The organism is Streptomyces sp. NPDC050504 (genome assembly GCF_044458065.1).
Taxonomy (GTDB): domain Bacteria; phylum Actinomycetota; class Actinomycetes; order Streptomycetales; family Streptomycetaceae; genus Streptomyces.
The window spans coordinates 55,030-80,986 of record NZ_JBITHO010000009.1 but is presented as its reverse complement, the minus strand read 5'-3'; the positions used below and the strand labels follow the sequence as shown (position 1 = coordinate 80,986).

Here is a 25,957-nt window from a genome sequence, read left to right as displayed (position 1 = left end):
AAGCAGCCCGCGCCACCGCCAGGATCAGGAGCAGAACCACATCGTGAGCAGCGAGAACGAAGATCACGCAGAGTCGGTGGCGGCGCCCGTGTGGGATGTCGTCGTGGTCGGTGCGGGACCTGCGGGCGCCTCGGCGGCGTACGCGGCGGCGACGGCCGGGCGGCAGGTACTCCTCCTGGAGAAGGCCGAGCTGCCCCGGTACAAGACCTGCGGCGGCGGCATCATCGGCCCCTCGCGCGACTCCCTGCCGCCCGGCTTCGAACTGCCGCTGCGGGACCGGGTGCACGCGGTGACCTTCTCCATGAACGGCAAGCTGGCCCGCACCCGCCGCTCCAAGAAGATGCTCTTCGGGCTCATCAACCGGCCCGAGTTCGACGCGGGCCTGGTCACGGCGGCCGAGAAGGCGGGCGCCACGGTCCGCACCGGCGTCGCCGTCGCGCGCGTCGAGCAGCACGGCCCCGCGGTCCCCGACCGGCGCACCGTCGCCGTCGTCCTGGCCGACGGCGAGACCGTCCTGGCGCGCGCCGTCGTCGGCGCCGACGGCAGCGCGGGCCGGATAGGAGCCCACGTCGGGGTCAAGCTCGACCAGGTGGACCTGGGCCTGGAGGCGGAGATCCCGGTTCCCAAGACCGTCGCGGACGACTGGGCGGGCCGGGTCCTCATCGACTGGGGCCCCATGCCGGGCAGTTACGGCTGGGTGTTCCCCAAGGGGGACGTGCTCACCGTCGGCGTCATCTCGGCGCGCGGCGACGGCGCGGGCACCAAGCGCTATCTGGAGGACTTCATCGGCAGGCTCGGCCTCGCCGGGTTCGAGCCCGCCGTCTCCTCCGGGCACCTGACGCGCTGCCGCAGCGACGACTCGCCGCTGTCCCGCGGCCGGGTGCTGGTCTGCGGCGACGCGGCGGGCCTGCTGGAGCCGTGGACCCGCGAGGGCATCTCCTTCGCGCTGCGCTCCGGGAAGATCGCGGGGGAGTGGGCGGTGCGGATCTCCGAGGCGCACGACGCGGTCGACGCCCGCCGCCAGGCGCTGAACTACGCGTTCGCCATCAAGGCGGGCCTCGGCGTGGAGATGGCCGTCGGACGGCGCATGCTCAAGCTCTTCGAGCGCAGGCCGGGCCTCTTCCACGCGCTGCTGACCGGATTCAGGCCCGCCTGGAACGCCTTCGCGAACGTGACGCGCGGTTCGACCTCGCTCGGCGAGATGGTCAGGGCGCACCCCGCGGCGCAGCGGCTGCTCAACACGCTCGACAAGTGACGCCGACGGCGGGGCACTGACTCCGCCGCCCCCTGGGCCGGGCACCCGGGACCGCTCTCGCGGTCCTGCCGGTGCTCGGCTCCGGCGTTTTCGTCGAGCGGTGACGACGGGCGGCGCGGCGCGGCTTTGGTTCGTGCGGCTGGGATTGGGGTTGGGGTTGGGGTTGGTGCCGGGGCCTCACTTGGTGACCGTGATCCGGAAGACGGGGTGGTCGGGAGCGGCGGCGATGATCTCCGCGTCGGTCGACTTCGCGGTGACGCCCTGGAAGTACTGGTTGACCTCCCAGCCCCACCGCTCCAGGTAGGTGCGGATGACCTGGAGCTTCTCGCCGTCGGAGAGTTCGGTCGCGGTGAACGTGCGGACCTTGCGGCCGATCTTCAGCTCGCCGCCGCCCGCGGCACGCATGTTGCGCACCCACTGGGAGTGGCCGCGGGCGCTGACGAGGTACTGGGCGCCCTCGTGGGCGTGCGGGTTGACGGGGATGCGCTGCATGCGGCCGCTCTTGCGGCCCTTCACGGAGAGCTCGGCGGAGCCCATGAGGCTGATGCCGTGGCGGGCGAGCCAGCCGATGGCCTTGTTGAGGCGGGCGGCCATGGGGGAGGCCTGGAGGTAGTACGGCTGGGACTGCTGGGTCGACCGGGACTGCTGGGGCTGGCTGGTCTGCGTGGTCTGCTGCGACATGGCGGGCTCCTCGGGGGTGGTGGCGAAGTGGTGCCGAGTGGCTTTACGAGAGCGGTGCTCTCGCTTGAGATCAGTGTTCTACGGATCAGTGCTCAAAAGCAAGAGCAGTGCTCTCTTTTTTGTGCACCGCTCTCGCCCGCATGGCAGACTGCCTCCATGACCAGCATTCGAGGAGCCAGGGAACGGGCCCGCATCGAACTGACGGCCGCCATCAAGGACGAGGCCCGCAGACAGCTCGCGGCCGAGGGGGCGGCGAAGCTCTCCCTGCGGGCCGTCGCCCGCGAGCTGGGCATGGCATCTTCCGCGATCTACCGCTACTACCCCAGCCGCGACGAGTTGCTGACCGCGCTGATCGTGGACGCGTACGACGCCATCGGCGAAGCGGCGGAGTCCGCGCTCGCCCCGGCCGTCGCCCCGACCCCCTCCGCCCCCGCTGCCCCCTCCGCCCCCTCCACCACCCGCGACCTGATCGCGTGCTGGGTCGACGTCTGCCGGGCCACCCGAGCCTGGGCCCTGGCCCATCCCCATGAGTACGCCCTCATCTACGGCTCGCCCGTGCCCGGCTACTCCGCGCCGCAGACCACCACGGGTCCCGCCGCCCGCGTCGCCGGGGCGCTCATCTCGCTGGTACGGGAGGCCCACCGCACCAAGGGCCTCGCCGTCCCCGTGCTGCCCGCCGCCCTGCGCGCCGAGGCCGAGCGGCTGGCCGCCGACGTCGCCCCCGACCTGCCGCCCGCCGTGGGCATCGCGCTGGCCACGGTCTGGGCGCAGCTCTTCGGGTTGATCTCGTTCGAGGTGTTCGGCCAGTTCAACCGGGTCGTCGAGGAGCGCGACGCGTTCTTCGCGCACGCGGCGGCCGGGCTCGCCCGCGAGGTGGGCCTGACGGGTCCCTGAAACGGGCCGGCGGGTCCCTGAAACGGCGCGACGGGTCCCTGAACGGCCCGGCCGGTCCCCGGACAAGGGGGCCGCGTGCGGCTCGGCCGTCGCTGACCAGGCGCGGCGTACTCCCACGGGAGTACGTGTGATCGCCACGCCCGGCGGACGCCGGGCCAGGTCGGCCGGGTCTAGCGTGGCCGTCATGGAAGAGCAGCGGGACAGCGGACGCGCCGGGCGCCTCGCCGGACGCATGGGCCTCAGCAGGCCCATGCGTCTCACCAGGCCCATGCGTCTCACCACGTCCGTGCGCCTCGCCCGTGCCCGCTGGGCCGGGCGTCTCCCCGGGCCGGGCGCGTCCCGGGCCTGGGGGCCGCCGCCGTGGGTGACCAGGGAGGCGGACAGCCGCAGGCTCCCGTGGCTCTCGACGCTCGGGCTCGCCGCGTTCGTGATGCTCGGCTCGGCGTTCGCGGCGCGCGGCCAGGCGGGCGACAGGGCGGGGCTCGACGCGTTCGCGCGGGTGCTGCTGCTCGCGGGCCCCGCGATGCTGCTGCTGCGCCACCGCCACCCGGTCGCGGTGGCGTTCGGCACGGCGGCGACCGCGACGGTCTACCTCGGTGCGGGATATCCGTACGGCCCGGTCTTCGTCACGGTCGCGGTCGGAAGCTACGCGGCCGTGGTCGCGGGCAGGCGCCGGGCGGCCTGGGCGGCGCTCGGCATGTTCTGGGTCGGCTATCTGCTGGTGGGTCACTGGCTGTTCCGCTGGCTGCCGCCCGCGGGTGACGACGCGGCGCCGTGGGGCTCCGAACTGGGCCTCGCCGCCTGGTCGGTGGCGGTGGTCGCCGCGTCGGAGCTGGTGCGGGTGCGCCGCGAGCAGTGGGTGCGGGCGCGCGCCGAGCAGGAGGCGGCCGAGCGGCGCAGGGCCGACGAGGAGCGGCTGCGGATCGCCCGCGAACTGCACGACGTGCTGGCCCACTCCATCTCCGTGATCAACGTCCAGGCGGGGGTCGGCCTCGCGCTCCTGGACTCCGACCCCGAGCAGGCCCGTACCGCGCTCACCACCATCAAGGCCGCGAGCAAGGAGGCGCTGGGCGAGGTCCGCCAGGTCCTGGACACGCTGCGCGCCCCCGGCGCCGCCCCGCGCGCCCCCGCCCCCGGCCTGGCCCGCCTGCCCGAGCTGGTCGAACAGGCGGCGGGCGCGGGCCTCGCCGTCGAGGTCACCGAGGAGGGCCGGGCGCCCGCGCTGCCGCCCGGCACGGACCTGGCGGCGTTCCGCATCGTCCAGGAGGCGCTGACGAACGTGGTCCGCCACTCGGGATCGCGCACCGCACGGGTGCTGATCGGCTACGGTCCCGGCCGCCTCCGACTCCGTATCGACGACGAGGGACCCGCCACCGGAGGCGAGGCGGGCGGCAGCGGCAACGGTCTGATCGGAATGCGGGAGCGCGCCGCGGCGCTGGGTGGCACGATCGACGCGGGCCCGCGCCCCGACGGCGGCTTCCGGGTCCTGGCGACCCTGCCCGTCACGTCCGAGGAGACACCGTGATCCGCGTAGCACTCGCCGACGACCAACTGCTCGTCCGCGCGGGGTTCAGGGCGCTGCTCGACGCGCAGCCCGACATCGAGGTGGCGGGCGAGGCGGCGGACGGCGAGGAGGCGGTGCGCCTCGTGCGCGAGGTGCGGCCCGACATCGTGCTGATGGACATCAGGATGCCGCTGCTCGACGGTCTCGGGGCGACCCGCAGGATCACCGGGGACCCGGAGCTGGCGGAGGTGAAGGTGGTCATGCTGACCACCTTCGAGCTGGACGAGTACGTCTTCGAGGCGATCCGCTCGGGCGCTTCGGGCTTCCTCGTCAAGGACACCGAGCCCGAGGAACTGCTGCGCGCGGTGCGGGCGGTGGTCGAGGGGGACGCGCTGCTGTCGCCGAGCGTGACGCGTCGGCTGATCTCCGAGTTCGCCGCCCGTTCCAAGGAGCCGGCGGCGGCCGCGGGCCTGACGGCGCTCACCGAGCGGGAGCGCGAGGTGATGGCGCTCGTCGGGATCGGGCTCTCCAACGAGGAGATCGCCCGGCGGCTGGTGGTCAGCCCGCTGACCGCCAAGACGCACGTGAGCCGCACGATGGTGAAGCTCGGCGCCAGGGACCGGGCCCAGCTGGTCGTGCTGGCCTACGAGTCGGGGCTGGTGAGGCCGGGCTGGCTGGGCTGAGCGCCCGACCGCTCGCGGCGCCCGAACCGCCACAGCACCAGCACGGTACGCACCACGAAGGCCGCCCCCGCGAGCGCGCAGCCCGCCATGAGCAGCATCCGGTCGGCCCGGGGCGGCAGATCGAGCAGCAGTACGGGCCAGGCCGTCGCGCCGAAGGCGAGGCCCGCCACGAAGGCGGCGCTCACCAGTGCGTACACGATCTCCACTGTGACGGCGTCCCGCTCCGCCCGGGTCCGTGTCCGCCGTCCTTGTGCCCCCAGCGTTTCCATGGCCGAAGTCTCACAAAACGTGCGGTCCACAAGCAAGGCCGGGGTCGATGTGCGTGCATTTGTTGCCGGTGCAACAAATCTTGTCGATTCTGCTAGCGTGCGGTCATGGCGGCTGAGACGGCTGGGAAGGCCGGAGAGAGCGGGAGCGCGCTTGAGGAGCGGTGGCGGGAGCTGCTCTCCCTGCACGCCAGGACGCTCTGCGAGATCGACCGTGAGCTCCATCAGCACGGCCTGGGCGCGAGCGACTTCGAGGTGATGGACATCCTCGCCGAGGAGTCGGCCGAGGACGGCAGCGCCGCGTACCGGATCCAGGAGCTGACCGCCAGGGTCCACCTCAGCCAGAGCGCCCTCTCGCGGCTCATCGGACGCCTGGAGAAGGACGGCCTGGTCTGCCGGGGGATGTGCCGCGAGGACCGCAGGGGCGTGGTGGTCGAGCTGACGGACGAGGGCCGCGAACGGCACGCGCTCGCGCTGCCGCTCCAGCGGGCGGTCCTGGCCAGGATGCTCGCCACCCCTTCTTGAGGCACCCTTCTTGTTCTTGAGGGACTCGTCTTGAGGGACCTGTTTTGAGGCACCTGTCTTGAGGTGCCCGGTCGGTCAGGCGGCGTTGCGCGCCGCGTAGCCGATCAGTGCGGCGGCCGCCGCCAGCGCCGCGACCGTGGTCAGCGCGACCGGCAGCGAGAACCAGTCGGTGACGAATCCGATGGTCGGCGGCCCGATGAGCATGCCGCCGTAGCCGAGCGTGGACGCGGCGGCGACACCGCTCGGCCCGGCCAGGGCGCCCGCGCGGGCGACGGCCACGGGGAAGATGTTCGCCAGGCCCAGGCCCGTGACGGCGAAGCCCGCCAGGACCAGCCAGGCGGTGGGGGCGAGCGCCCCGACGAGCATGCCGCAGGCGGCCACGGTGCCCCCGGCGACGAGGGTGCGGGTCTGGCCGAGGCGTTCCAGCATGGTCGTGCCGGAGAGCCGCCCGGCCGTCATCGCCAGCGCGAACACCGAGTAGCCCGCGGCCGCGACGCCCGGCGCCGCGTCGAGGTCCTGGGTGAGGTGCAGCGCGCCCCACTCGGCCAGCGCCCCCTCTCCGTACGCCGTGCAGAGCGCGATCACGCCGAAGAGGACGACCAGTTTGCGCGTACGGCCCGTCATGCCGCCCGGCACGCTGCCCGTCGTGCCGTCCGACGTGCCGCCCGTCGTGCCGCCCGACGGGGCGGCCGTTCCGCGGGCGCGGGCGGGGGCCGGTGCCGGGTGCCGCAGCAGTACGGGCCCCGCGGTGGCCGTGACCAGCAGGCCGATCACCGTGAGTCCGACGAGGTGGACGGTGGGGGAGAGGCCGCCCGCCACCAGTCCGCCGAGCCCGGCCCCGAGCATCCCGCCCAGGCTGAACGCGGCGTGGAAGCCGGGCATCACGGGACGGCGCAGCGCGGCGACCAGGTCGACCGCGGCGCTGTTCATCGCGACGTTGATGCCGCCGTAGGTGGCGCCGAAGACCAGCAGCACCAGGCCGAGCGCGAGCGTCGAGTGGGTGAGCGGCGGGAGCGCGATGCTCAGCGAGAGCAGCGCGCCGCAGGCGACGGTCACCGCGTGGCTGCCGAAGCGGTGGCAGAGGCGGCCGGTGAACACCATCGTCACCACCGCGCCCGCCGAGACCCCGAGGAGGGCCAGGCCCAGCTCGCTCGCGGAGGAGTGCGTCTGTGACTTGATGGCGGGTATGCGGACGACCCAGCCCGCGAAGAGGAAGCCGTCGAGGGCGAAGAAGACGGTCAGGGCGGTACGGAGGCGGGTCAGGGAGGCGGGCGCGACGGTGTCTCCGTGCGGGTCCCCCTGAGCGGCCGTCCGTATTTTGTTTATGAGCGGCACAAAGTCAGGATAGGGGTGCGCGCCGGTTCCGGACAAGGCGGGTGCGCACCGGGCGACGGGCGGCGGGCCGGGTACGGGGGGCGGGGCGTCCCGCGCGAACGGGACGGCTCCCGGCCCTGTTCGGACATGGGAGACTCGCACCCATGACCGGCAAGGCGACCATCACCCAGACGAAGCGGACGAAGCTGGAGAGAGGGCGCAGCGCGCTCGGCCCCGCACTGGAACTCGTGCACACCGGACGCGCCCCCACCCGGGCCGTCCTCACCGCCGAACTGGGCGTCACCCGCGCCACCGCGGGAGCCGTCGCCGCCGAGCTGGAGTCGCTGGGGCTGATCCGGGTCGACTCGCGCCCCGGGGCCGCCGCCGGGTCCCAGGGCCGGCCCTCGCACCGGCTCGCCGTGGACGAGAAGGGCCCCGTCGTGCTGGCGGCGCAGGTGCACGCGGACGGGTTCCGCGCCGCGCTCGTCGGGCTCGGCGGGCGCCTCGTCGCGACCGCGCCCGGCTGCACCGCCGTGAGCGCCGACCCCGCGCAGGTGCTCGGCGAGGTCGTGGACGCGGGCGCCGCGCTCCTCGATGCGAGCGGGCTGCGCTGCGTGGGCGCCGGGCTCGCGGTGCCGTCCGCAGTCGCCGAGCCCGAAGGCACCGCACTCAACCCGCTGCACATCGCGTGGCCCGCGGGTGCGCGGGTGCGTGACATCTTCGCCGAGCGGGTACGGGCCGCGGGCATCGAAGGGCCCGCCTTCACCGGCAACGACGTGAACCTCGCGGCGCTCGCCGAGCACCGGCACGGCGCGGGCCGGGGCGCCGGGCACCTGCTCTGCGTGGCCACGGGGCACCGGGGCGTCGGTGGCGCGCTGGTCCTCGACGGCCGTCTGCACACCGGCAGTTCGGGCCTGGCCCTGGAGGTCGGCCACCTCACCGTGACCCCCGAGGGCCGCCCCTGCTACTGCGGCAGCAGGGGCTGCCTCGACGTGGAGGCGGATCCACTGGCGTTCCTGGCGGCGGCGGGGCGCGAGCCGGGGCCCGAGGTGTCGCTGCTGCACCAGGCGCGCGAGCTGATCCGGGCCGAGTACGGGCACGCCGCCGATGCGGCGGTCCGTGCCGACGCGGTCCGCCCCGATCCCGCGGTCCGCACCGACTCCACTTTCCGTGCCGACGCCGCCCGCGTCGAAACCGCCCGCGCCGATACCGTCCGTGCCGACCCCGCCGTTCGCGCCGCGACCGAGCAGCTGATCGACCGGCTCGGGCTCGGGCTCGCCGGGCTCGTGAACATCCTCAACCCGGACCGCATCGTCCTCGGCGGCCTGCACCGGGCCCTGCTGGAGGCCGATCCGGAGCGGCTGCGCGCCGTCGTCGCCGACCGCAGCCTGTGGGGGCGCAGCGGCGGAGTGCCGATCCTGGCGTGCTCGCTGGACCACAACAGCCTCGTCGGAGCAGCCGAGTTGGCGTGGCAGCCGGTGCTGGACGACCCGCTGGGGGCGCTCAGCGGGTAGCGGCGTCCCGTGCCGGAACCCAGGCTGCGGCGTCCCGTGCCGGAACCCAGGCGAACGCCCGCGCCGCGTTCTCCGTGAGCATCCGCTCCACCGGCTCCTGCCCCAGGGCGGCTTCGAGCCGCGCCCGCAGGCGTCCCGCCAGGTGCGGCATCCCCGGCGTCTCGGGGACCGTCGTGTCCCCGCCCAGCAGCAGCCGGTCGCCGAAGCCCGCGTCGAGCAGCGCCGCCAGCTCGTCGGGCAGCTGCCAGTCCGTGGCGTGGTTGGCCCGCGAAGGGCCGTCGAACGTCAGGAAGGCACCCGCTCCTGCGGCCTGGCGCTGGGTCACCCGGTCCGGCGAACGGCCCAGGTGCCCGAGCAGTACGCGCGCGGGCGGCACCCCCAACTTCCCGCACAACAGGTCGAGTACGTCCAGGGCGCCCGTCCCCAGCTCCAGATGGACCGCGATCGGCGCGCCCGTGCGGTGGTGCGCATCGGCCGCCGCCCTCATGGTGAGCCGCGCGTGCGCGTCGATGCCGTGGAACGCGCCTGCGACCTTGATCAGACCGGCCCGCACCCCGGTGTCCGCGATGCCCTCGGTCAGCTCGGCGGTGAACAGCTCCGCGAGCCCCTCGCCGACCCGGGCCAGCAGCTCGGGCGCGTAGTGCGCGGCCTGGTGCAGCCCGGTCGCGGCCACCACGTGGACCCCGGCGGCGGCCGAGAGGCCCGGCAGGAGCGCGGCGCGGCGCCCCATCCCGTACGGAGTCCACTGCACGACCGAACGGCCGCCGAGCGCACGGAAGTTCCGCAGCCGGTCCGCCGCGTGCGCCTGGTCGTCCAGCTCCTGGCCGACGAGGAGCGGGCTGCGCAGGAAGAGGTGGTCGTGCGCGTCGCACACCCCCAACTCGGTTGCGGGCAGATCTCCTTGAACGGTACGCACCAGAAGGCTCATCGCTCGCTCCCGCGCGAAAGGTGCAGCACCTCGTAGCGGTCGCCCGGGGCGGTGGGCGCGTCGTGGTCCCAGAGGGAGAAGTGCACCAGCTCCCAGCGGTACGGATCGAGGGCGAGTGCCGTGCACACCGCGCCGCTCTCGCGCGCCAACTCCACGCTCTCGCGCAGCGCTTCGTCGACGACCTGCGCGACGGGGTCGAACGGTTCGACGGGCTGGGTGCGGCGGACGGCGGTACGGGTGCCGGAGGCGTCACCGCCGCCCTCCGCGTATCCGACGCCCTGCCAGTTCCGCACGGCCGGGCGTCCGAAGTCGGCCGACAGGCCCTGGAATCCGGGGCCGCGCAGGAACCCGGTCATCGCGGCGGGGTCGTGCCAGAGGTAGAAGGGCGCGTACTGGTTGACGGGCGAGGCGTCGCCGCGCTCGCGCACCAGATACGCCTTGAGGCCCAGGCCGGGGAGGCCGTCGAGGAGGTGCCCCTTGGCGGCGACGCGTTCCCGGATGATCCGCATGTCGTAGTCGGCGGGCAGGGTGATCTCGTACTGCATGGCGTGCACGGTGCGGTTCTCCTGCTGCGTAGGTGGAAGGAAGAGGGAGAAGGATGGTGCAACTCGCTCAAGAAGCGGGGGAGATGAGGGAGAGCAGGCCCCGGACGCCCGCGTCGAAGGCCGCCGTGTCGCCGCTCGCGCGCGCCAGCACGTAGCCGCCCTGGACCGTCGCCATGACCGTCGCGGCGATCTCCACGGGCACCAGTCGCGCCGTGAACTCGCCGCTCTCCACGCCCTCTTGGACGATCTCCGCGAGCCGCCCGCGCAGCCAGTCCAGGGTCTCGTCTACCGGTGCGCGCAGGGTCTCGTCGGCGACGATCTCGGGGTCCATCGTGAGGCGGCCGACCGGGCAGCCGCGCAACACGTCCCGCTCGCGCAGCAGGTACGCCTCGATCCGCTCGTACGCCGGTCCCGTACCGCCCAGCGCCGCCTCGGCGCTCGCCCGCAACTGCTCGCAGGTGCGCCGGATCGCGGCGAGCGCGAGATCGGGCTTGCCCGCGAAGTGGTGGTACATGCTGCCCTGGCCCGCGCCCGCCTGCTGCTGGATGGCCTTGGGGCTGGTGCCCACGTAGCCGCGCTCCCACAGCAGTTCGCGGGTGGCCTCGATCAGACGCTCGGGAGTGCTCATGCAGGAACTGTACATACTAGTAGGTACAGAATCCAGGGAAGGCGTCCGCGCTCCCGTGCGCAGCCCCGGGGAGCAGGCGGGAAAGGGCCGCGTACTCCCCGCGTGGTACGCCGACGGCCGCTGGCCGTACGACGACCTGGACCCCCTGTGCACGGGAGCCTCTAAGCACCGCAAGGACGTGAACGAACACCCCAGGAGCTGATCGAGATGAACACCTTGGCGCACGCGGGCGGATCCGGCCCCGGGCCGTGGATCCTGCTCTTCCCGCTGGTCTGGGCGGCCGTCGTGGCCACCGCCGCGACCGTGCTGCGCCGCATCGTGCGGCGAGGCCGCGCCCCCTGGCAGCAGCACGCCGGGCGCGCCGCGCACGGCGAGCGGTCGCCGATCGGGCTGCTCGGCCGGCGCTTCGCCGCCGGTGAGATCGAGGAGGAGGAGTACTGGAGTCGACTCTCCGTGCTGGACGAGCAGTTCGGCACCGCCGGCACCAAGGGCGGTGCGGCATGAACGCCTCGCCCCTCGGCTCCTCGCCCCTCGGTCCCTCGCCCCTCGGCACACCGTCCCGTGCCGCTTCGCACCTCACCACCTCGACCCTCGCCACCGCCGCGGGGACCGCGGCCCGCGTCGTGGACGCGGTCAAGGTCTACGGCAGGGGCGACACCGAGGTGCGCGCCCTGGACGGGGTGAGCGTCGACTTCCCCGCCGGGTGCTTCACCGCCATCATGGGCCCCTCCGGTTCGGGCAAGTCCACGCTGATGCACTGCGCCGCCGGGCTGGACACCCTCACCTCGGGGTCCGCCCGCATCGGCGACACGGAGCTCGGCGCGCTCGACGACCGCAAGCTCACCCGGCTGCGCCGCGAGCGGATCGGGTTCGTCTTCCAGTCCTTCAACCTGGTGCCGACCCTCACCGTCGCCGAGAACATCACCCTCCCGCTGGACCTCGCCGGCGACCACGGCGACCTCGACTGGATCGACACCCTCATCGACACCGTCGGCCTGCGCGAGCGCCTCCACCACAGGCCCGCCGAGCTCTCCGGCGGCCAGCAGCAGCGCGTCGCCGTGGCCCGCGCCTTCGCGAGCGCCCCCGACGTCGTCTTCGCCGACGAGCCGACCGGCAACCTCGACTCGCGGGCGGGCGAGGAGGTGCTGCGCCTGCTGCGGCGCACGGTCCACGAGACCTCCCGCACGGTCGTCATGGTCACCCACGACCCGGTCGCCGCCGCCTACGCGGACGAGGTGGTCTTCCTCGCCGACGGACGGCTCGTCGACCGGATGCCCGCGCCCACGGCGGAGCGCGTACTCGACCGCATGAAGGCGTTCGACCCCCGGGGCCACCAGAGCACCCTGAACGCGCAGGGCCACCAGAGCACCCGGGGAGCCAGGCCATGAGCGTCACACGGACTCCCGCACCCCCGCGTACGACCCCCGCGCACAAGAGCCGACCGCGCACCGGCCCCGCACGCACCGCCCTGCGCCTGAGCCTCGCCTCGCTGCGCGCCCACAAGCGGCGCTTCGCCGGAACGTTCACGGCCGTCCTGCTCGGCGTCTCCTTCCTCGCCGGGACGCTCGTCATGGGCGACACGCTGCGGGCCGGGTTCGACGAGATGTTCGCCGGGGCCAACAGCGGCACCGACGCGGTCGTACGCGGCGCGGACACGATCACCGCCGGCGGCACCCCCACCCGGCGGCCCGTGCCCACCGCGCTCGCGGCGAAGGTCGCGGCCGTCGAGGGCGTCGCCGCCGCCGAACCCCGCGTCGAGGGCGCGGGCCAGCTCGTCGGCAAGGACGGCGAGCCCATCGGCGGCCAGGGCCCGCCCACCCTCGCGGGCAACTGGATCGAGGACCCGCGGCTCAACCCGTACCGGCTCACCGAAGGCCGCGCCCCCGCCAGGAGCGGCGAGGTCGTCGTCAACCGCGCCACCGCCGACAAGGGCGGACTGAAGATCGGCGACACCACCACCCTGCGCACTCCGGACCCCGTGGAGGTCACCGTCGTCGGGCTCGCCACTTTCGGCGGCGAGGACGGCATGGCCCAGGTCACGTACACCGGGATGACCCTCGCGGACGCCGAGAAGCACCTCGCGGCGAAGCCGGGCCAGGCCTCGTCGATCCAGGTGCGGGCCGGTCCCGGCACCACACAGGAGGAGCTGGTCGCCGCGCTCGCGCCGGTGCTCCCCGACGGCGTCGAGGCGATCACCGGACAGGAGTCCACCGACGAGAGCCAGGAGTCGGTGTCCGGCTCCTTCCTCTCCCTCTTCACCACCCTGCTGCTGGTCTTCTCCGGGATCGTGCTGCTCGTCGCGGTCTTCTCGATCCACAACACCTTCGCCATCGTCGTCGCCCAGCGCACCCGCGACAACGCCCTGCTGCGCGCGCTGGGCGCCGGTCGCCGCCAGGTCGTCGGCGCCACGCTCGCCGAGGCGAGTGCCGTCGCGCTCGTCGCGTCGGCCGCCGGGATCGTCGGCGGCATCGGCATCGCCGCCGGGCTCCAGGCGCTCTTCCCGGCCGTCGGGTTCCCCTTCCCCGAGAGCGACCTGGTGATCGGCGCCGTCTCGCTGACGCTGCCGCTCGCCGTCGGCGTCGTCGTCTGCCTGGGCTCCGCGCTGCTGCCCGCCGTACGGGCCGGACGCACCGCGCCCCTGGCCGCGCTGCGCGAGAGCGCGGTCGACCAGTCGGGCGCCTCGCGCACCCGAGCCGTCGTCGGCACGGCGCTCGCCGCGGCCGGCACCGGCCTCGTGCTCGGCGGCGCCCTGGTCTCGCCGTCCCTGTGGCTCAGCGGGGCGGGCGCGGTACTGGCCATCGTGGCGTTCGTGGTCCTCGGCCCCGTCGCCTCGTCGTCGGCCGTACGGGTCATGGGCGCACCGCTGAAGCGGCTGCGCGGCGTCAGCGGCACGCTCGCCCAGCGCAACGCGCTGCGCAGCCCGGCGCGCACGGCCGCCACCGCGACCGCGCTGATGATCGGCGTCGCCGTGGTCTCCCTCTTCACGGTCTTCGGCGCCTCGCTCAAGGCCACCATGGACCAGACGGTCTCCCGCTCCTTCGCGGGCGACCTCGCGGTCAGCGCGCCCGCCATGGGCGCGGGCGGCAGCGGCCTCAGCCCCCGGCTGGCCCCCGCGCTCGCCGCCCTGCCCGAGGTCGCGAACGCGGTCGGCCTCGGAAAGGGCGTCGCGGAGGTCGACGGCACGGGCGAGCAGCTCACCGTCACCGACCCGGTCGCGCTCGCCAGGGGCTTCGACCTCGGCACGGTCGAGGGCAGCCTGAAGGACCTGGGGACGGACGGCATCGCCGTGTCCGAGCCGGAGGCCGGGGCGCGCGGGCTGCGGCCCGGCTCCACGACCCGGCTGACCTTCGCCGACGGCGTCTCGGCCACCTTCACCGTACGCGCGGTCTACGAACGGTCCGAACTGGCGGGCGACCTCGTCGTCACCCGCGCCGCCTGGGCCCCGCACCGCGGCCAGGACGCCGACACCCTGATCGCCGTCACGTTCGCGGACGGCGTCACCGCGGCCGACGGCAAGGCGGCGGTGGAGAAGACCGCCGATGCGTACGGCGCCCCCGAGGTGCAGACCCGCGACGAGTACGCGCGAACCTCGGCCGGAGCCATCGACATGATGCTCACGCTGATCTACGCGCTGCTCGCCCTCGCCGTGCTGATCGCGCTGCTCGGCATCGCCAACACGCTGACCCTCGCCGTCCACGAACGCACCAGGGAACTGGGCCTGTTGAGGGCCGTCGGCCAGACCAGGAGCCAGCTGCGCGCCATGGTCCGCTGGGAGTCGCTGCTCGTCGCGGCCTTCGGCACCGCGGGCGGCCTCGGGCTCGGCGCGCTCCTCGGCTGGGTGCTCGTGAAGGCGTCCGAGGGGACCGGTGACACGCCGTTCGCCTTCGCGGTGCCGCCGCTGCAACTGACGGTGGTCGCGCTGGTGGGCCTCGCGGCGGGCGCGCTCGCGGGCTGGCGGCCCGCGCGCAGGGCGGCGCGGCTGGACGTGCTGCGGGCCATCGCCACGGACTGACGAGCACCGGCGAGGCGTGCCCTCCCCGCCCGGTCAGCCCGCGACGGCCGACCGGGCGGCGGCGTGCGCGCGGCCCGGATGCGCGCGGCCCGCGGGGGAGCGGCCGCCCGGGGCGTGCGCGGCGGCGCGTTCCCCGTACAGCGGATCCGCCGCCCCGGCGACCGCGGCCGGTGCGGGGAGCGTGAACCACACGACCTTGCCCGCCGCCCCCCGGGGCCGTATGCCCCAGCTCTCGCTGACCGCCTCGATCAGCGCGAGACCGCGCCCCGACGTGCTCAGCGGATCCGCGTCGCGCAGCGTGGGCACCCGCGGATCGTGGTCGTGGACCGAGACGGTCAGCCGGTCGAGCAGCAGCTCGATCTCGACCGTGCACATCTTGTCCGGCTGTGCGTGCCGGTGGACGTTGGTCAGCAGTTCGGTGACGCCCAGCGCGGCCTGGTCGATCAACGGATCGAGATGCCAGTAGCGCAGTTGCGCCGATACGATTCTGCGGACCTGACCGATCCGCGACGGCAGTGCCTGAAGCTCCACCGCGCAGTACCTGCTTGGCTGGCTGATCACGGCTGCGACTCCCCGAATGAGGTCCGGAAGAAGACGAAGGATCGGATCCAGCAGTGTGGGCTGCCCCTGCTGTGTGTAACCGGCGGGCTGGGTCGCAGCGTCACGGCCGGTGAACCCTGAGTGACGTCGTGGGATCAGCGTCACCCAGGGGACAACACTCCGCAACTCGCCGTCACGCCTGTGTGCCCCGCGCCCTGCGCACCGCTTCCCTGAACAGCCCCGCGTCGGCCTCCCCGTCGGGCCGTCTGCCGCGCTGTCCCATCGTGAGCCGGTACCGCACGCCGTTGACGTGGGCCACCGCGGAATTGCCGCTCGCGAACCACGGCTTGGCCGTGCTGACCGTCGCCACCGGAGCGCTGTCGATCTCCTGGCCCCCACTGGTCAGCAGGGCCAGCCTGCCGTCCTGGACGACGACTTGACCGGCCTTGGTGAGCGAGCGGGTCCAGCGATCTATCCGCACTCCCGTGGCACTGAAATCCGGCTCCGCCATGGCCGCTCCGCTCCCCTCGCACCTGTTGCTGTGTCGCAGTCTGCACAACCTCCGGCACGCGCACCAGTGTGCGTCGGCAATGAATGCAAGCCAGGGCTATGGAGTATCAAAGTCAACGTTTGTGCAGGTGAGCGCGGTACTGTTGGCGCGGGGGCCAGAGTTGGCAGAGCGAGGAAAAGCGCGCATGAGCACCACTGAGCAGTCCGTGCGGACAGTGACGGCAGAGCCGACGGCCACCGTCGACGTGGACCGCAGCGACCCCGGGTACCGGAGCTGGCTGAAGGAGGCGGTGCGCAAGGTCCAGGCCGACGCCAACCGCTCGGCCGACACCCACCTCCTGCGCTTCCCGCTGCCCGACGAGTGGGGCATCGACCTGTACCTCAAGGACGAGTCGACGCACCCCACCGGCAGCCTCAAGCACCGCCTCGCCCGCTCGCTCTTCCTGTACGGGCTCTGCAACGGCTGGATCCGGCCGGGCAAGCCCGTGATCGAGGCATCGAGCGGTTCGACGGCCGTCTCGGAGGCGTACTTCGCCAAGCTGATCGGCGTGCCGTTCATCGCGGTCATGCCGCGCACCACGAGCCCGGAGAAGTGTCGGCTGATCGAATTCCACGGCGGCAGCTGCCACTTCGTGGACGACCCGCGGAAGATGTACGAAGAGTCGGCGGCCCTCGCGGCGGAGACCGGCGGCCACTACATGGACCAGTTCACCTACGCGGAGCGCGCGACGGACTGGCGCGGCAACAACAACATCGCCGAATCCATCTACCAGCAGCTGAAGTTGGAGCGGTACCCGGAGCCCGCCTGGATCGTCGCCACCGCGGGCACCGGCGGCACCTCCGCCACCATCGCCCGCTACGTGCACTACATGCAGTACGACACCCGCATCTGCGTCCCCGACCCGGAGAACTCCTGCTTCTTCGACGGCTGGACGCGCCACGACCCGCACGCCACCAGCGACTGCGGCTCGCGCATCGAGGGCATCGGCCGCCCGCGCATGGAGCCCAGCTTCCTGCCCGGCGCGGTCGACCGGATGATGAAGGTCCCGGACGCGGCGTCCGTCGCCGCCGTGCGCGCCCTGGAGACGGCGATCGGCCGCAAGGCGGGCGCGTCGACCGGCACCGGACTGTGGAGCGCGCTGAAGATCGTCGCGGAGATGGTGGCCGAGGGGCGCACCGGAAGCGTCGTGACGCTGTTCTGCGACCCGGGCGAGCGCTACCTGGACAAGTACTACTCGGACGCCTGGCTGGCCGAACAGGGGCTGGACATCGAGCCGTACGCGGCGGCCATCGACCGCTTCCTGGCCACGGGGGAGTGGCCTGCCTGACGCGAAGGGCCGGTGGACGCGGACGCGGCGGCTCTCGCGGACGCGGCTCTCAAAGCGCGCGCTCGGAGCCGCGCTCTCAGAGCCGCGCGCCCGCCAGCCGCGCCCCCAGCCGCTTCGCCGCGCTCCGGAACGACGAGGCGACCCCGGGCCGCGCCAACCGCATCGCGGCCCGCACCCCGGCCGGGCCGTCCACCGCCATCGTCCAGCGCACCCGCGTACCACCGCCCACCACCGGAGTCAGCAGCCACTCCTCCAGCATCGCGGACACCCCGGGCGCGTTCGTGGTGTCGATCCGGTACGCGTACCTGACCCCCGGCTCCGCCGCCACCACCGTCTCGTCGAACCGGATCCCGCCCTTGAGCCGCACCTCGCGCCCCGCCGCGGTGGGCCGCGCCGACGTCACCGCCGAGAACCAGGCCGGCCACGCCTCCGTCTCGTCGGCCAGCGCCCCGTACACCTCGCCGGGCGCCGCGCCCACCAGCGCGGTGAAGGACAGCCGGATCGGCGCGGTCTCGACGAACTCCAGCCCCACCGGGCGTAGTTTGCGGGCCATGGGACCGTACCTCCAGTAGTCCGGGGCGGGCTGTCCGGGCGCGCACACCCTAGCCGAGGGCCGGTCAGATGTCTGCGGGAGCCCCCGCCACCACGAGCCCCGGCAGATGCTCCACGATCTCCTCGCGCGCCTCGTCCGAGACCCCCGAGTCGGTCACCAGCGTGTCGACCTGCTCCAGGTCGGCGAACGAACTCAGGCCCACCGTCCCCCACTTGGTGTGATCGGCGATCACCACCACGCGCCGCGCCGAGCGCACGAAGTGCCGGTTGGTCTCCGCCTCGGCGAGGTTCGGCGTCGACAGGCCCGCCTGCACCGAGATGCCGTGCACCCCGATGAACAGGACGTCGAAGTGGAGCGAGCGGATCGCCGCGTCCGCGACGGGCCCGACCAGGGTGTCCGAGAGCGTCCGCACACCACCCGTCAGCACCACCGTCGCCGCGCCTGGCCTGGGCCCCGAACCGCCGGACGAGCGCCGCGCGCTGTGGAACACGTCGGCCACCTGCACGGAGTTCGTCACCACGGTCAGCTCGGGCACCTCGACCAGCTCCTGCGCCAGCGCGAACGCGGTCGTCCCGCCCGCCAGCGCGATCGCACTCCCGGGCACCGCCAGCTTCGCGGCCTCCCGGGCGATGTCCCGCTTGGCGTTCAGCTCCAGCGCCGACTTCGCCTCGAAGCCAGGCTCGTGGGCCGTCGCCTCGACCACGGGCACCGCACCGCCGTGCACCTTCTCGATCACGCCCTGCCTGGCCAGCGCGTCGAGGTCGCGGCGCACGGTCATGTCCGAGACGCTGAGCTTGCGGGTCAGCTCGTTCACCCGGACCCCGCCGCGTCTGCGCACCTCGTCGAGGATGAGCGCGCGGCGTTGTTCCGCGAGCAGATTCTGATGGTCGCTCACCGTCGAATCAGGTCCTTCCGCCACGTCGCAGCCGTTCGGATCGAAGGCACCCCATCCTGTCACGCGGCGACACCGGCCGCGCCACTGGGGAGATTCCGTGAGAAGTGCTTCCTGGGGCCGCTGGGATCCGCGATCCTGGATGCCCCGGCCGTCCCGTACCGCCGTCGCCGCACCGCCCGTCCCCGCTGTTGCTCCCGCCGAGAGAGCGAGCCGCCGTGTCCCACACCCCCCAGGTCCAGCCCCCGGCCGCCACGAACGCGCCCCGGGGCGCCGCACTCGAACTGCTGGTGCACGGCGTCGGCGGTGCCACCCCGCAGGAAGTGCTCGCCGATCCGCGCACGGTCCGCGTCACGGGCGACGAAACGGCCGCCATGTACCGCCGCGCCGACGACGTCGACGCCGAGGAGCACCCCGAGAGGTACACCGAGCAGCCGGTCCGCGAGGCCTACTGCTGGGCCAACCTCACCTCGGGCAACGGCGCCCGCGCCCTGTGGCTCCTGCTGCTCCCCTTCATGGTCGCCAACCTCTCGCACTGGATGCGGCCCCCCGCCCGCCGCGCCAGGCGCCTCAAGCGGCTGTACGGCGCGCTGGTGCGGCTCGTCGCCCTGAGCCTCACCGTGCTGCTCACGGCCGCCGCCTGCGAGGTCGCACTCGACCTGGTGGCCTGGCAGTGCGCCGGCGAGCCCGACTGCGTCGCCGACCGCTCCTGGCTCGGCTTCCTCTCGCCCGAGCAGGGCGGCTGGTGGTCACAGCCGGGGCGCCGCGTCGCGCTCGCCGCACTGGTGCCGACGGCCCTGGTCGGACTGCTCTGGTACCTCTCCAACAGGACCTGGAGCGCGTACGAGTCCCAGCGCCCGCTCGACGTGACGGCGGTGGCCGACGACGCGGCCGACGACACCACCGGCGGCAACGAGAGCACGGACGCCGCCGACGGCGCCGCCGACACCGACGATGACGACGCCGACGAGGCCCGGCCCCGGTTCCACGCCGCGCTCGCCAGGCCCGGCTTCTGGTACGGCCGCAGGCTCGTCGCCCGGCTGCGCGCCGCACACACCGCCGCGGGCTTCCTCACCGTCGCCGCCGCACTCGTCGGCGCCGCGGCCGGGCGCGACCGCGACACCGGCGCGATGGGCGAGGCCCCGGGCCTGGTGCTGACCGCGGCGCTCGTGCTCGGCTCGCTCACCGTCCTGTGGGTGGTGTGCCGCAGGGGCCGCGGCGAACGCCGCGCCGACTACGAACTGGAGCGCGCCCTCGTCACCTGGCTGCCCGGCGCGGCCCTCGGCGTCCTGGCCGCGTCCGCCGTGTACGCCGCCTGGTCCAGGCCCGGTTGGGAGTCGCACGGCGCACTGCCGGGCGACGTCACCTTCCGGGTCGTCGCCGTCGCCCAGTGCGCGCTCGTCGTCGGCCTCGGCGCGGTCGCCCTCGCGCTGTACCGCAGGACGCCACGGTCCAGCACCCCGCTGTACGGACTCGGCGGCCCCGCCGTCGCCATGCTCGCCTGCGCCCTGGGCGGCGTGATGTCGGGCGGCGTCGCCCAGCGCGTCGCCGACTGGCTCGACGGGCCGGGCACGCCCGGCATGGACGACCGGGGCAGGATCCCAGGACCGCCGGTGCTGCTCAGCTGGCAGGCGTCGGTGATCCCCGTCCTGCTGGTCCTCCTCCTCGCACCGCTGACCTACCTCGTCGTGCGCACCCTGCGCGAGGCCCGCCGCACGGGCCCCGGCATCGAAGCGGAGTACGCGGTGCGCAAGCCGGACGAGGTCCGCACGCGCCGCATCTCCCGCATGCGCGCCGCCGCCCGCCTCACCGACTCCGCGCCCCGCCTCGTCGGCCTGGTCTCGGCGACCACCCTGCTGCTCGGCACCTTCGCGATCGTGGGCGCCTGGGCGACCGGCGAAGTGCCCGGCAGGGCCGCCGCGGGCACGTCCCCGTTCGTCGAGTCGGTCGCCGACTCCGCACAGGCGCTGGGCTCCTGGCTGATCGGCTTCGGCTTCATCCTGTTCGTCGCGCTCGGCAGGCGCGCCTACCGCGACCCGGCGGCCCGCCGCACGATCGGCATCCTCTGGGACGTCGGCACGTTCTGGCCGCGCGCCGCCCACCCCTTCGCACCGCCCTGCTACGCCGAGCGGGCCGTTCCCGACCTGGCCTGGCGCATGGCGGGCTGGACCGGCCTCACGGGCGGGCGCCTCGTCATCTCGGGCCACTCCCAGGGCAGCGTGCTGGCCGCGGCCGCCGTGTGGCAACTGCCCGCCGCCATCCGCCGCCGCGTCGCACTGCTCACCTACGGCTCACCGCTGGAGCGGCTGTACGGGCGCTGGTTCCCGGCCTACTTCGGCCCCACGCCGCTCGGCGCGCTGCACGAGTCCGTGGACTGCTGGCGCAACCTGTGGCGGCGCACCGACCCGATCGGCGGCCCCGTCGGCCTCGACGGCGTCGACCGGGACGCACTGGCCGACCCGGTCGCCTACGACCGCGACCCGGCGCACCCGCTGCCCGCACCGGTCCTCGGCCACTCCGAGTACCAGACGGACCCGGCCTTCCCCGTCGAACGCGCGGCCCTGCTGGACCGGCTGCCGCCCGCCGCCGTACCCCGCCAGAAGACATCACCCGACGGGCAGCGCGTTCAGGGAAGTTCGGGCAGGTCCTGAGGGTAGAGCAGCGTCAGGTCGTCGGTGGAGACGTCGGTGAGCGCGGCCACCCGGCCCGCGTGCCGCTCCACCATCGACTCGAACGTCTGGCGCGCGGTGCGGCCGTTGCCGAAGGCGGCGCCCTTGGGCAGCGCGGTGAAGTACTTCAACAGCGCCTCGCCGGTGCCCGTGCCGAGCCGGTACTCGTGCTCGTCGGCCTGCTGCTCGACGATCCGCAGCAGCTCGTCCGCCGCGTAGTCCTGGAAGGTGATGGTCCGTGAGAAACGGGACGCCACACCGGGGTTGACGGTCAGGAACCGCTCCATCTCGGCGGTGTACCCCGCGACGATCACCACGACCGCGTCCCGGTGGTCCTCCATCAGCTTCACCAGGGTGTCGATGGCCTCCTTGCCGAAGTCGCGCCCCGAGTCCTCGGGCGACAGGGCGTACGCCTCGTCGATGAAGAGCACCCCGCCGCGCGCCCGGTCGAACGCCTCCTGCGTGCGGATCGCCGTGGAACCGATGTGCTCGCCCACCAGGTCGACCCGGGACACCTCCACGAGGTGCCCGCGCTCCAGCACGCCCAGCGACGCCAGGATCTCCCCGTACAGCCGCGCGACCGTGGTCTTGCCCGTGCCGGGGGAGCCGGTGAAGACCAGGTGGCGGCGGACGGACGCGGCCTTGAGCCCGGCCTCCTGGCGCCGCCTGCCCACCTCGATCATGTTGGTGAGGGAACGGACCTCCCGCTTGACGCTCTCCAGGCCGACCAGCGCGTCCAGTTCACCGAGCACGTCGGTGGAACTGCGCGCCGGATCGACGGCGGCCGGTGCCTCGGTCGCGCGCTGCACGGGCATCGCGGAGAGCAGCCCCACCGTCTGCGTCGCGGTCTGCACGACGGGGGCGCTCGGCGCGTCCGCCCCGAGCAGACCGCTCTCGTCGCTCCCGCAGTCCTCGACGGTCGGCCCGTCGTCGGGGAACTCGTAACCCCCGCGCGCACAGCGCTCCGTACGGCAGCGGGTGAGCGTCGTGCGACAGCCGTCCATCACGTGGAAGCCGTAGCCGTCGCTGCCGGTCACCCGGCAGGCGTGGAACGTGCCGCGCCCCTCGGCGGACACGTAGAAACCGGCCTCCGCCGGGCCCGTGACGGTGCACCGCTCGACGGTCGGGTCGGCACCCTTGGTGACGATCACGCCCGTCTGCACGGCGTCGATGGTGCACGCCGAGAGGGTGCCGCCGCTGCCGTGGTCGCGGAACCACGCCCCGGTGGACGCCTCCCTGATCCGGCAGTCGTCGAGCTGCGCGGTCGCGCCGTCGCTGACCGACACCGCCGTGTTGCGCACCTGCGAGAAGTCGCTGTCCAGCACGTCGGCGCGCGAACCCCGGTCGAGGACGAACAGCGCGTCGGGCACGTCGTGCACCCGGCACGATTCGAGGACGGCGCTCGCCCCGTCGCTGACCCAGACGGCCGGGTAGTCGCCCGTACTGTCGTGGATCTCGCACTGGTTGGCGTCGACGCGGGTGCCCGGGTCCCAGACGGAGAGGCCGTTGCGGCCGAAGCGGCGGACCGTGGAGCGGGTCAGCGTCAGCACCGAGCGCGAGCGCAGGTCGACCGCGTTCTCCGGGATGTCGTGGATCTCGCAGTCGGCGAGCGTCAGCACGGCGTCGGTGTCCAGCGTGATGCCGTCGGCCGACGTGCGGTGCACCGTGCAGTCGGTGAGGTGGGCGACGGCCCGCGCGGTGATCTGGGCCCCCGCCCCCTTGATCTCGTACACCTCGCAGCCGATGGCCTCCAGGCCGCTGCCCTCGCCGGTCACGGACAGCCCGGCACCCGACGCGTGGTGGACGCGGCAGCGCTCCAGACGCGGATGGGCCCCGTCGCGCACCGAGATCCCGGACTGCCCGGCGGAGACGACCTCGCACTCCTCGAACAGGCCGCCGGCACCGTCCAGTACGCCGATCCCGACACCGCCCGGATTCTCGACCGTGCACCGCCTGACCGTCGGCCTGGCCTGCCCGCGCACCTCTATCCCCGCGGCCGAGCGCGTCACGATGCGCAGCGACGTCAGCTCCGGCGCCCCGTCCTCCACGAGCAGCGCGGGCGCCGCCCCGTCCTGGCCCTCCACGTGCAGGTCCTGGACGACGGCCGACGCGCGGACGGTCAGCGGCACCCCGTCGCTGGGCGCGATGCGCACCGAGCCGGCGGAGCCGTCCGCGCCGCGCAGGGTGACGGCGCGCGCGACCACGACGTTCTCGCGGTACGTGCCCGGCCCGACGGTCAGCACGTCGCCGTCGCCCGCGGCCTCCAGGGCGGCGGTCAGCGTGGCGTACTCACCCGTGCGGCGCCGCCACCGCGTCGTACCGGCGTGCGTCACCTGGACCGACGTGCCCTGTGCCATCGTGCTGCTCTGCCCCCGCCTCGTGCCGCTGCCGTCCCTGTCGTGTTCCCGCGGCTCCACCGTAGCGCGCGCGGGGGTGCGGGAAGGACGGGATCGGCACGGCCGGGGTCAGTACCCCCGGCCCTGGTACGGCCGGTTGTACGGATCCTCGTACGGCGCGGGGGCCGGGGCGGGCCGCGGCGCGGCGGGCCGCATCGCCTCGTAGCCCGTCGGGGACGCCGACGCCATGGGCGAGGTGCCCATCACGGGGGCGGCGGCGACGGGGCGCGCCTGCTGCGGGACGTAGGGCGCGGGCGCCTGCTGCATCGGCGCGGGCATCTGGGCCATCGGCGGCTGCGGCAGGGCGGCCATGCCCATCGGCTGGACCGGCTGCTGCTGGTAACCCTGCGTCATGTACCCCTGCTGCCCCTGCGGGGACGGCGCCGCCGGGAGGGCGGGAAGGGCGGGCGGGAGCGCCGGGAGGTAACCGCCGCTCGGAGTACCCGCGCCATTGGTGTCGTAGAGGGAAGGCACTCGGATCGGGGCGATCTGAGGCGTGCCCCGCTCCGCGACCAGGGAGTCGTAGATCGGGGTGTCGGCGAAAGACGGCGCGGCGTAGTAACCGCCGCCGTAGGTGGAGCGGGGGGAGGTCATGGCACATAAGTAAAGCCCACGATGTGGTCTGTGGGGAGCCCGGTAAGAGGGTTGTTTTGCGCGTTCTGCGTGACTGCATGTCCCCAATGCGAGCGAACTTGGGAAAATCGGTCGTGCGGTGTCGTAGGAATCGTGTAAAGGCCAAGCTGGAGGGGGGTTACCGACGGGTCGCTGTCCGTGTTCGAATCGGTGTCCCCGAGGTGTCCCGAAGGCGTCAGGACGGGGCTCGAAGGGGCGCCGGCGGATCGGTGGTGGGCCCGACGGGGTGCCGGGGATTAGGTTGTCCGCAGGGAATCTTCGAGGACGCCGACTAGCGATGGGGGAGAGCATGACAATGCTTAAGGGAACGAACGTTCCGGTGCCGGCGCGTGCCGTGCGGGTGGAATTGGGATGGAGTTCCGCGCCGGGCACTCCTGACGTGGACGCGTCGGCCCTGCTCCTGCTCTCCGCGGGAAAGGTCCGCTCCGACGCCGACTTCGTCTTCTACAACCAGCCGAACCACACCTCGGGCGCCGTCCGCCACGAAGGCAAGCGCCCCGCGGGCGGCACCACCACCGACTCGCTGGGCGTCGACCTGGACCGGGTCGAGTCCGCCATCGACCGCGTCGTGATCGCGGCCTCGTCGGACGGCGGCAACTTCGGCCGCGTGCCCGGCCTCTACGTACGCGTCGTGGACGCCTCCAACGGCGCCGAGATCGCCCGCTTCGACAGCCAGGACGCCACCGTCGAGACGGCGTTCATCCTCGGCGAGCTCTACCGCCGCCAGGGCGCCTGGAAGTTCCGCGCCGTCGGCCAGGGCTACAGCACCGGACTCGAAGGCCTCGCCACGGACTTCGGCATCTCCGTCGACGAGCCCCAGCAGGCCGCGCCCCAGCCGCCGCCCCAGACCTGGCCCACGCCCCCGCCCGCCCCCGCCGCGCCCACCTACCCGACCGCGCCGGCCACTCCCTCGTACCCGACCACGCCCGCGGCGCCCACCCGCCCCACGACCCCCGCCGCGCCCGCGTACCCCGCCCCCGCGCACCACACCCCGCCGCCCGCGCCCCCGGCCCCCGCTCCGGTGGCCCCCGCGCCCGCGCCGGTGCGCCTCACCAAGGTGACGCTCACCAAGGAGGCGCCGACCGTCTCGCTCTCCAAGCAGGGCGGCACCGGCGGCGGCATGCGCGTCAACCTCAACTGGGAGGTGCGCAAGCAGTTCAAGGGCTGGGGGGCCAAGCTCGGCCGGGCCGTCGCCATGCACGGCGACCTCGACCTCGACCTGTGCGCCCTCTACGAGCTGTCCAACGGCCAGAAGGGCGTGGTCCAGGCCCTCGGCAACGCGTTCGGCGCGCTCAACCAGCCGCCGTTCATGCAGCTCGACGGCGACGACCGCACCGGCGCCGTCGCGGCCGGCGAGAACCTCACCATCAACCTCGACCACAAGCACCACTTCCGGCGCATCCTGATCTTCGTGACGATCTACGAGGGCGCCAGGAGCTTCGCCGACCTGCACGCCACGGTCACCCTCACCCCGCACAACGGCGCGCCCATCGACTTCTCGCTCGACGAGTGCACCGTGCCCTCCAACGTCGCCGCGCTCGCCCTCATCACCAACAACGGCAACGACCTCATCATCCAGCGCGAGGCCCGCTACCTGGTGCCCGAGCGCGGCGTCAGCCCGCAGCGCACCGTCGACTACGCGTACGGCTGGGGCATGAACTGGACCCCCGGCCGCAAGTAGCGCGGC

25 protein-coding genes are annotated in these 25,957 nt (G+C 73.7%); 13 read left to right on the top strand and 12 right to left on the bottom strand.

Annotated elements, in window-relative coordinates:
- Positions 1-43: 43 nt before the first annotated feature.
- Positions 44-1,255: a geranylgeranyl reductase family protein gene (locus ACIBNE_RS30635; protein ID WP_399277300.1), complete on the top strand. Its 1,212-nt coding sequence runs from the start codon at positions 44-46 to the stop codon at positions 1,253-1,255.
- A gap of 177 nt (positions 1,256-1,432) precedes the next feature.
- Here the strand turns inward: ACIBNE_RS30635 and ACIBNE_RS30630 are convergent, their stop codons facing one another.
- Entirely contained in the window at positions 1,433-1,936 is a 504-nt protein-coding gene (locus ACIBNE_RS30630; RefSeq protein WP_399277298.1) for a nitroreductase family deazaflavin-dependent oxidoreductase, read from the bottom strand.
- Positions 1,937-2,092: 156 nt separating this feature from the next.
- Here ACIBNE_RS30630 and ACIBNE_RS30625 point away from each other — a divergent pair, with 156 nt between their 5' ends.
- From ACIBNE_RS30625 to ACIBNE_RS30615, 3 genes are all read left to right on the top strand, one after another.
- The gene (locus ACIBNE_RS30625; RefSeq protein ID WP_399277296.1) at positions 2,093-2,830 is read left to right on the top strand and encodes a TetR/AcrR family transcriptional regulator; all 738 of its coding nucleotides are present in this window, start codon (positions 2,093-2,095) and stop codon (positions 2,828-2,830) included.
- A gap of 184 nt (positions 2,831-3,014) precedes the next feature.
- On the top strand, positions 3,015-4,355 hold the full coding sequence (locus tag ACIBNE_RS30620) for a sensor histidine kinase (protein WP_399277294.1): 1,341 nt from the start codon (positions 3,015-3,017) through the stop codon (positions 4,353-4,355).
- The gene (locus ACIBNE_RS30615) at positions 4,352-5,017 is read left to right on the top strand and encodes a response regulator (protein WP_399277292.1); all 666 of its coding nucleotides are present in this window, start codon (positions 4,352-4,354) and stop codon (positions 5,015-5,017) included. The genes ACIBNE_RS30620 and ACIBNE_RS30615 overlap by 4 nt, the downstream gene beginning before the upstream one ends.
- Here the strand turns inward: ACIBNE_RS30615 and ACIBNE_RS30610 are convergent.
- Positions 4,978-5,286, bottom strand: a complete 309-nt coding sequence (locus ACIBNE_RS30610) for a DUF6332 family protein (RefSeq protein WP_399277290.1) — start codon at positions 5,284-5,286, stop codon at positions 4,978-4,980. The two genes, ACIBNE_RS30615 and ACIBNE_RS30610, sit on opposite strands and share 40 nt — an antisense overlap.
- A 105-nt stretch (positions 5,287-5,391) precedes the next feature.
- Here ACIBNE_RS30610 and ACIBNE_RS30605 point away from each other — a divergent pair, with 105 nt between their 5' ends.
- Positions 5,392-5,808 carry a MarR family winged helix-turn-helix transcriptional regulator gene (locus tag ACIBNE_RS30605; RefSeq protein ID WP_399277288.1) on the top strand — a complete coding sequence of 139 codons (417 nt, stop codon included), beginning with the start codon at positions 5,392-5,394 and terminating at the stop codon, positions 5,806-5,808.
- Positions 5,809-5,883: 75 nt separating this feature from the next.
- Here ACIBNE_RS30605 and ACIBNE_RS30600 read toward each other — a convergent pair whose 3' ends face one another.
- Entirely contained in the window at positions 5,884-7,143 is a 1,260-nt protein-coding gene (locus ACIBNE_RS30600; RefSeq protein WP_399277286.1) for an MFS transporter, read from the bottom strand.
- Between the two features lie 143 nt (positions 7,144-7,286).
- Here ACIBNE_RS30600 and ACIBNE_RS30595 point away from each other — a divergent pair, with 143 nt between their 5' ends.
- A complete protein-coding gene (locus ACIBNE_RS30595; RefSeq protein WP_399277284.1) occupies positions 7,287-8,636 on the top strand; it encodes an ROK family protein in 1,350 nt (449 codons plus the stop codon).
- Here the strand turns inward: ACIBNE_RS30595 and ACIBNE_RS30590 are convergent.
- The 3 genes from ACIBNE_RS30590 to ACIBNE_RS30580 are packed head-to-tail and all read right to left on the bottom strand — an operon-like array spanning position 8,626 to position 10,752.
- Complete coding sequence (locus tag ACIBNE_RS30590; protein WP_399277282.1) at positions 8,626-9,564, bottom strand: phosphotriesterase; 939 nt, start codon at positions 9,562-9,564, stop codon at positions 8,626-8,628. The two genes, ACIBNE_RS30595 and ACIBNE_RS30590, sit on opposite strands and share 11 nt — an antisense overlap.
- Entirely contained in the window at positions 9,561-10,118 is a 558-nt protein-coding gene (locus tag ACIBNE_RS30585) for a DUF4865 family protein (RefSeq protein ID WP_399277280.1), read from the bottom strand. The genes ACIBNE_RS30590 and ACIBNE_RS30585 overlap by 4 nt, the downstream gene beginning before the upstream one ends.
- A 58-nt stretch (positions 10,119-10,176) precedes the next feature.
- Positions 10,177-10,752 carry a TetR/AcrR family transcriptional regulator gene (locus ACIBNE_RS30580; protein ID WP_399277278.1) on the bottom strand — a complete coding sequence of 192 codons (576 nt, stop codon included), beginning with the start codon at positions 10,750-10,752 and terminating at the stop codon, positions 10,177-10,179.
- A gap of 40 nt (positions 10,753-10,792) precedes the next feature.
- On the opposite strand from ACIBNE_RS30580, the gene ACIBNE_RS30575 reads away from it, so the two are divergent.
- From ACIBNE_RS30575 to ACIBNE_RS30560, 4 genes are read left to right on the top strand one after another with little or no spacing between them, the layout of a single operon-like run.
- Positions 10,793-10,939 carry a hypothetical protein gene (locus ACIBNE_RS30575; RefSeq protein ID WP_399277277.1) on the top strand — a complete coding sequence of 49 codons (147 nt, stop codon included), beginning with the start codon at positions 10,793-10,795 and terminating at the stop codon, positions 10,937-10,939.
- Positions 10,940-10,944: 5 nt separating this feature from the next.
- Complete coding sequence (locus tag ACIBNE_RS30570; RefSeq protein ID WP_399277275.1) at positions 10,945-11,241, top strand: SHOCT domain-containing protein; 297 nt, start codon at positions 10,945-10,947, stop codon at positions 11,239-11,241.
- A complete protein-coding gene (locus ACIBNE_RS30565) occupies positions 11,238-12,125 on the top strand; it encodes an ABC transporter ATP-binding protein (RefSeq protein ID WP_399277273.1) in 888 nt (295 codons plus the stop codon). The genes ACIBNE_RS30570 and ACIBNE_RS30565 overlap by 4 nt, the downstream gene beginning before the upstream one ends.
- Entirely contained in the window at positions 12,122-14,749 is a 2,628-nt protein-coding gene (locus tag ACIBNE_RS30560; RefSeq protein ID WP_399277271.1) for an ABC transporter permease, read from the top strand. Before ACIBNE_RS30565 ends, ACIBNE_RS30560 begins: the two co-directional genes overlap by 4 nt.
- Positions 14,750-14,782: 33 nt before the next feature.
- Here ACIBNE_RS30560 and ACIBNE_RS30555 read toward each other — a convergent pair whose 3' ends face one another.
- Positions 14,783-15,310, bottom strand: a complete 528-nt coding sequence (locus ACIBNE_RS30555) for an ATP-binding protein (RefSeq protein WP_399277269.1) — start codon at positions 15,308-15,310, stop codon at positions 14,783-14,785.
- Positions 15,311-15,482: 172 nt separating this feature from the next.
- Positions 15,483-15,800 carry a hypothetical protein gene (locus tag ACIBNE_RS30550; protein ID WP_399277267.1) on the bottom strand — a complete coding sequence of 106 codons (318 nt, stop codon included), beginning with the start codon at positions 15,798-15,800 and terminating at the stop codon, positions 15,483-15,485.
- Positions 15,801-15,984: 184 nt separating this feature from the next.
- Between ACIBNE_RS30550 and ACIBNE_RS30545 the strand changes: the two genes are divergently transcribed.
- Positions 15,985-17,127, top strand: coding sequence for a PLP-dependent cysteine synthase family protein (locus ACIBNE_RS30545; protein WP_399277265.1), 1,143 nt, complete (start codon positions 15,985-15,987; stop codon positions 17,125-17,127).
- A gap of 76 nt (positions 17,128-17,203) precedes the next feature.
- On the opposite strand, the gene ACIBNE_RS30540 is transcribed toward ACIBNE_RS30545, so the two are convergent.
- Both ACIBNE_RS30540 and ACIBNE_RS30535 read right to left on the bottom strand, forming a co-directional pair.
- Complete coding sequence (locus ACIBNE_RS30540) at positions 17,204-17,680, bottom strand: SRPBCC family protein (protein ID WP_399277263.1); 477 nt, start codon at positions 17,678-17,680, stop codon at positions 17,204-17,206.
- A gap of 64 nt (positions 17,681-17,744) precedes the next feature.
- Entirely contained in the window at positions 17,745-18,575 is an 831-nt protein-coding gene (locus ACIBNE_RS30535; RefSeq protein ID WP_399277261.1) for a DeoR/GlpR family DNA-binding transcription regulator, read from the bottom strand.
- Positions 18,576-18,946: 371 nt separating this feature from the next.
- Here ACIBNE_RS30535 and ACIBNE_RS30530 point away from each other — a divergent pair, with 371 nt between their 5' ends.
- On the top strand, positions 18,947-21,223 hold the full coding sequence (locus ACIBNE_RS30530; RefSeq protein WP_399277765.1) for a hypothetical protein: 2,277 nt from the start codon (positions 18,947-18,949) through the stop codon (positions 21,221-21,223).
- Here ACIBNE_RS30530 and ACIBNE_RS30525 read toward each other — a convergent pair.
- Together ACIBNE_RS30525 and ACIBNE_RS30520 are read right to left on the bottom strand one after the other, a co-directional pair.
- Positions 21,199-23,598 carry a right-handed parallel beta-helix repeat-containing protein gene (locus tag ACIBNE_RS30525; RefSeq protein WP_399277259.1) on the bottom strand — a complete coding sequence of 800 codons (2,400 nt, stop codon included), beginning with the start codon at positions 23,596-23,598 and terminating at the stop codon, positions 21,199-21,201. The genes ACIBNE_RS30530 and ACIBNE_RS30525 overlap by 25 nt on opposite strands.
- Positions 23,599-23,706: 108 nt before the next feature.
- Positions 23,707-24,231, bottom strand: coding sequence for a DUF6643 family protein (locus ACIBNE_RS30520; RefSeq protein WP_399277257.1), 525 nt, complete (start codon positions 24,229-24,231; stop codon positions 23,707-23,709).
- Positions 24,232-24,547: 316 nt separating this feature from the next.
- Between ACIBNE_RS30520 and ACIBNE_RS30515 the strand changes: the two genes are divergently transcribed.
- Positions 24,548-25,951 (top strand): TerD family protein, encoded by a 1,404-nt coding sequence (locus tag ACIBNE_RS30515; RefSeq protein WP_399277255.1) that lies wholly within the window; start codon positions 24,548-24,550, stop codon positions 25,949-25,951.
- The last annotated feature ends 6 nt before the right edge of the window (positions 25,952-25,957 follow it).

Bases quoted from the DNA above. Each gene is read 5' to 3' on its own strand.
- ACIBNE_RS30565 (WP_399277273.1), top strand. From the start codon at position 11,238: ATGAACGCCTCGCCCCTCGGCTCCTCGCCCCTCGGTCCCTCGCCCCTC.
- ACIBNE_RS30560 (WP_399277271.1), top strand. From the start codon at position 12,122: ATGAGCGTCACACGGACTCCCGCACCCCCGCGTACGACCCCCGCGCAC.
- ACIBNE_RS30580 (WP_399277278.1), bottom strand. From the start codon at position 10,752: ATGTACAGTTCCTGCATGAGCACTCCCGAGCGTCTGATCGAGGCCACC.
- ACIBNE_RS30625 (WP_399277296.1), top strand. From the start codon at position 2,093: ATGACCAGCATTCGAGGAGCCAGGGAACGGGCCCGCATCGAACTGACG.
- ACIBNE_RS30540 (WP_399277263.1), bottom strand. From the start codon at position 17,680: ATGGCCCGCAAACTACGCCCGGTGGGGCTGGAGTTCGTCGAGACCGCG.
- ACIBNE_RS30595 (WP_399277284.1), top strand. From the start codon at position 7,287: ATGACCGGCAAGGCGACCATCACCCAGACGAAGCGGACGAAGCTGGAG.
- ACIBNE_RS30570 (WP_399277275.1), top strand. From the start codon at position 10,945: ATGAACACCTTGGCGCACGCGGGCGGATCCGGCCCCGGGCCGTGGATC.
- ACIBNE_RS30545 (WP_399277265.1), top strand. From the start codon at position 15,985: ATGAGCACCACTGAGCAGTCCGTGCGGACAGTGACGGCAGAGCCGACG.
- ACIBNE_RS30520 (WP_399277257.1), bottom strand. From the start codon at position 24,231: ATGACCTCCCCCCGCTCCACCTACGGCGGCGGTTACTACGCCGCGCCG.
- ACIBNE_RS30550 (WP_399277267.1), bottom strand. From the start codon at position 15,800: ATGGCGGAGCCGGATTTCAGTGCCACGGGAGTGCGGATAGATCGCTGG.
- ACIBNE_RS30620 (WP_399277294.1), top strand. From the start codon at position 3,015: ATGGAAGAGCAGCGGGACAGCGGACGCGCCGGGCGCCTCGCCGGACGC.
- ACIBNE_RS30610 (WP_399277290.1), bottom strand. From the start codon at position 5,286: ATGGAAACGCTGGGGGCACAAGGACGGCGGACACGGACCCGGGCGGAG.
- ACIBNE_RS30605 (WP_399277288.1), top strand. From the start codon at position 5,392: ATGGCGGCTGAGACGGCTGGGAAGGCCGGAGAGAGCGGGAGCGCGCTT.
- ACIBNE_RS30530 (WP_399277765.1), top strand. From the start codon at position 18,947: ATGTACCGCCGCGCCGACGACGTCGACGCCGAGGAGCACCCCGAGAGG.
- ACIBNE_RS30630 (WP_399277298.1), bottom strand. From the start codon at position 1,936: ATGTCGCAGCAGACCACGCAGACCAGCCAGCCCCAGCAGTCCCGGTCG.
- ACIBNE_RS30590 (WP_399277282.1), bottom strand. From the start codon at position 9,564: ATGAGCCTTCTGGTGCGTACCGTTCAAGGAGATCTGCCCGCAACCGAG.
- ACIBNE_RS30515 (WP_399277255.1), top strand. From the start codon at position 24,548: ATGGGGGAGAGCATGACAATGCTTAAGGGAACGAACGTTCCGGTGCCG.
- ACIBNE_RS30525 (WP_399277259.1), bottom strand. From the start codon at position 23,598: ATGGCACAGGGCACGTCGGTCCAGGTGACGCACGCCGGTACGACGCGG.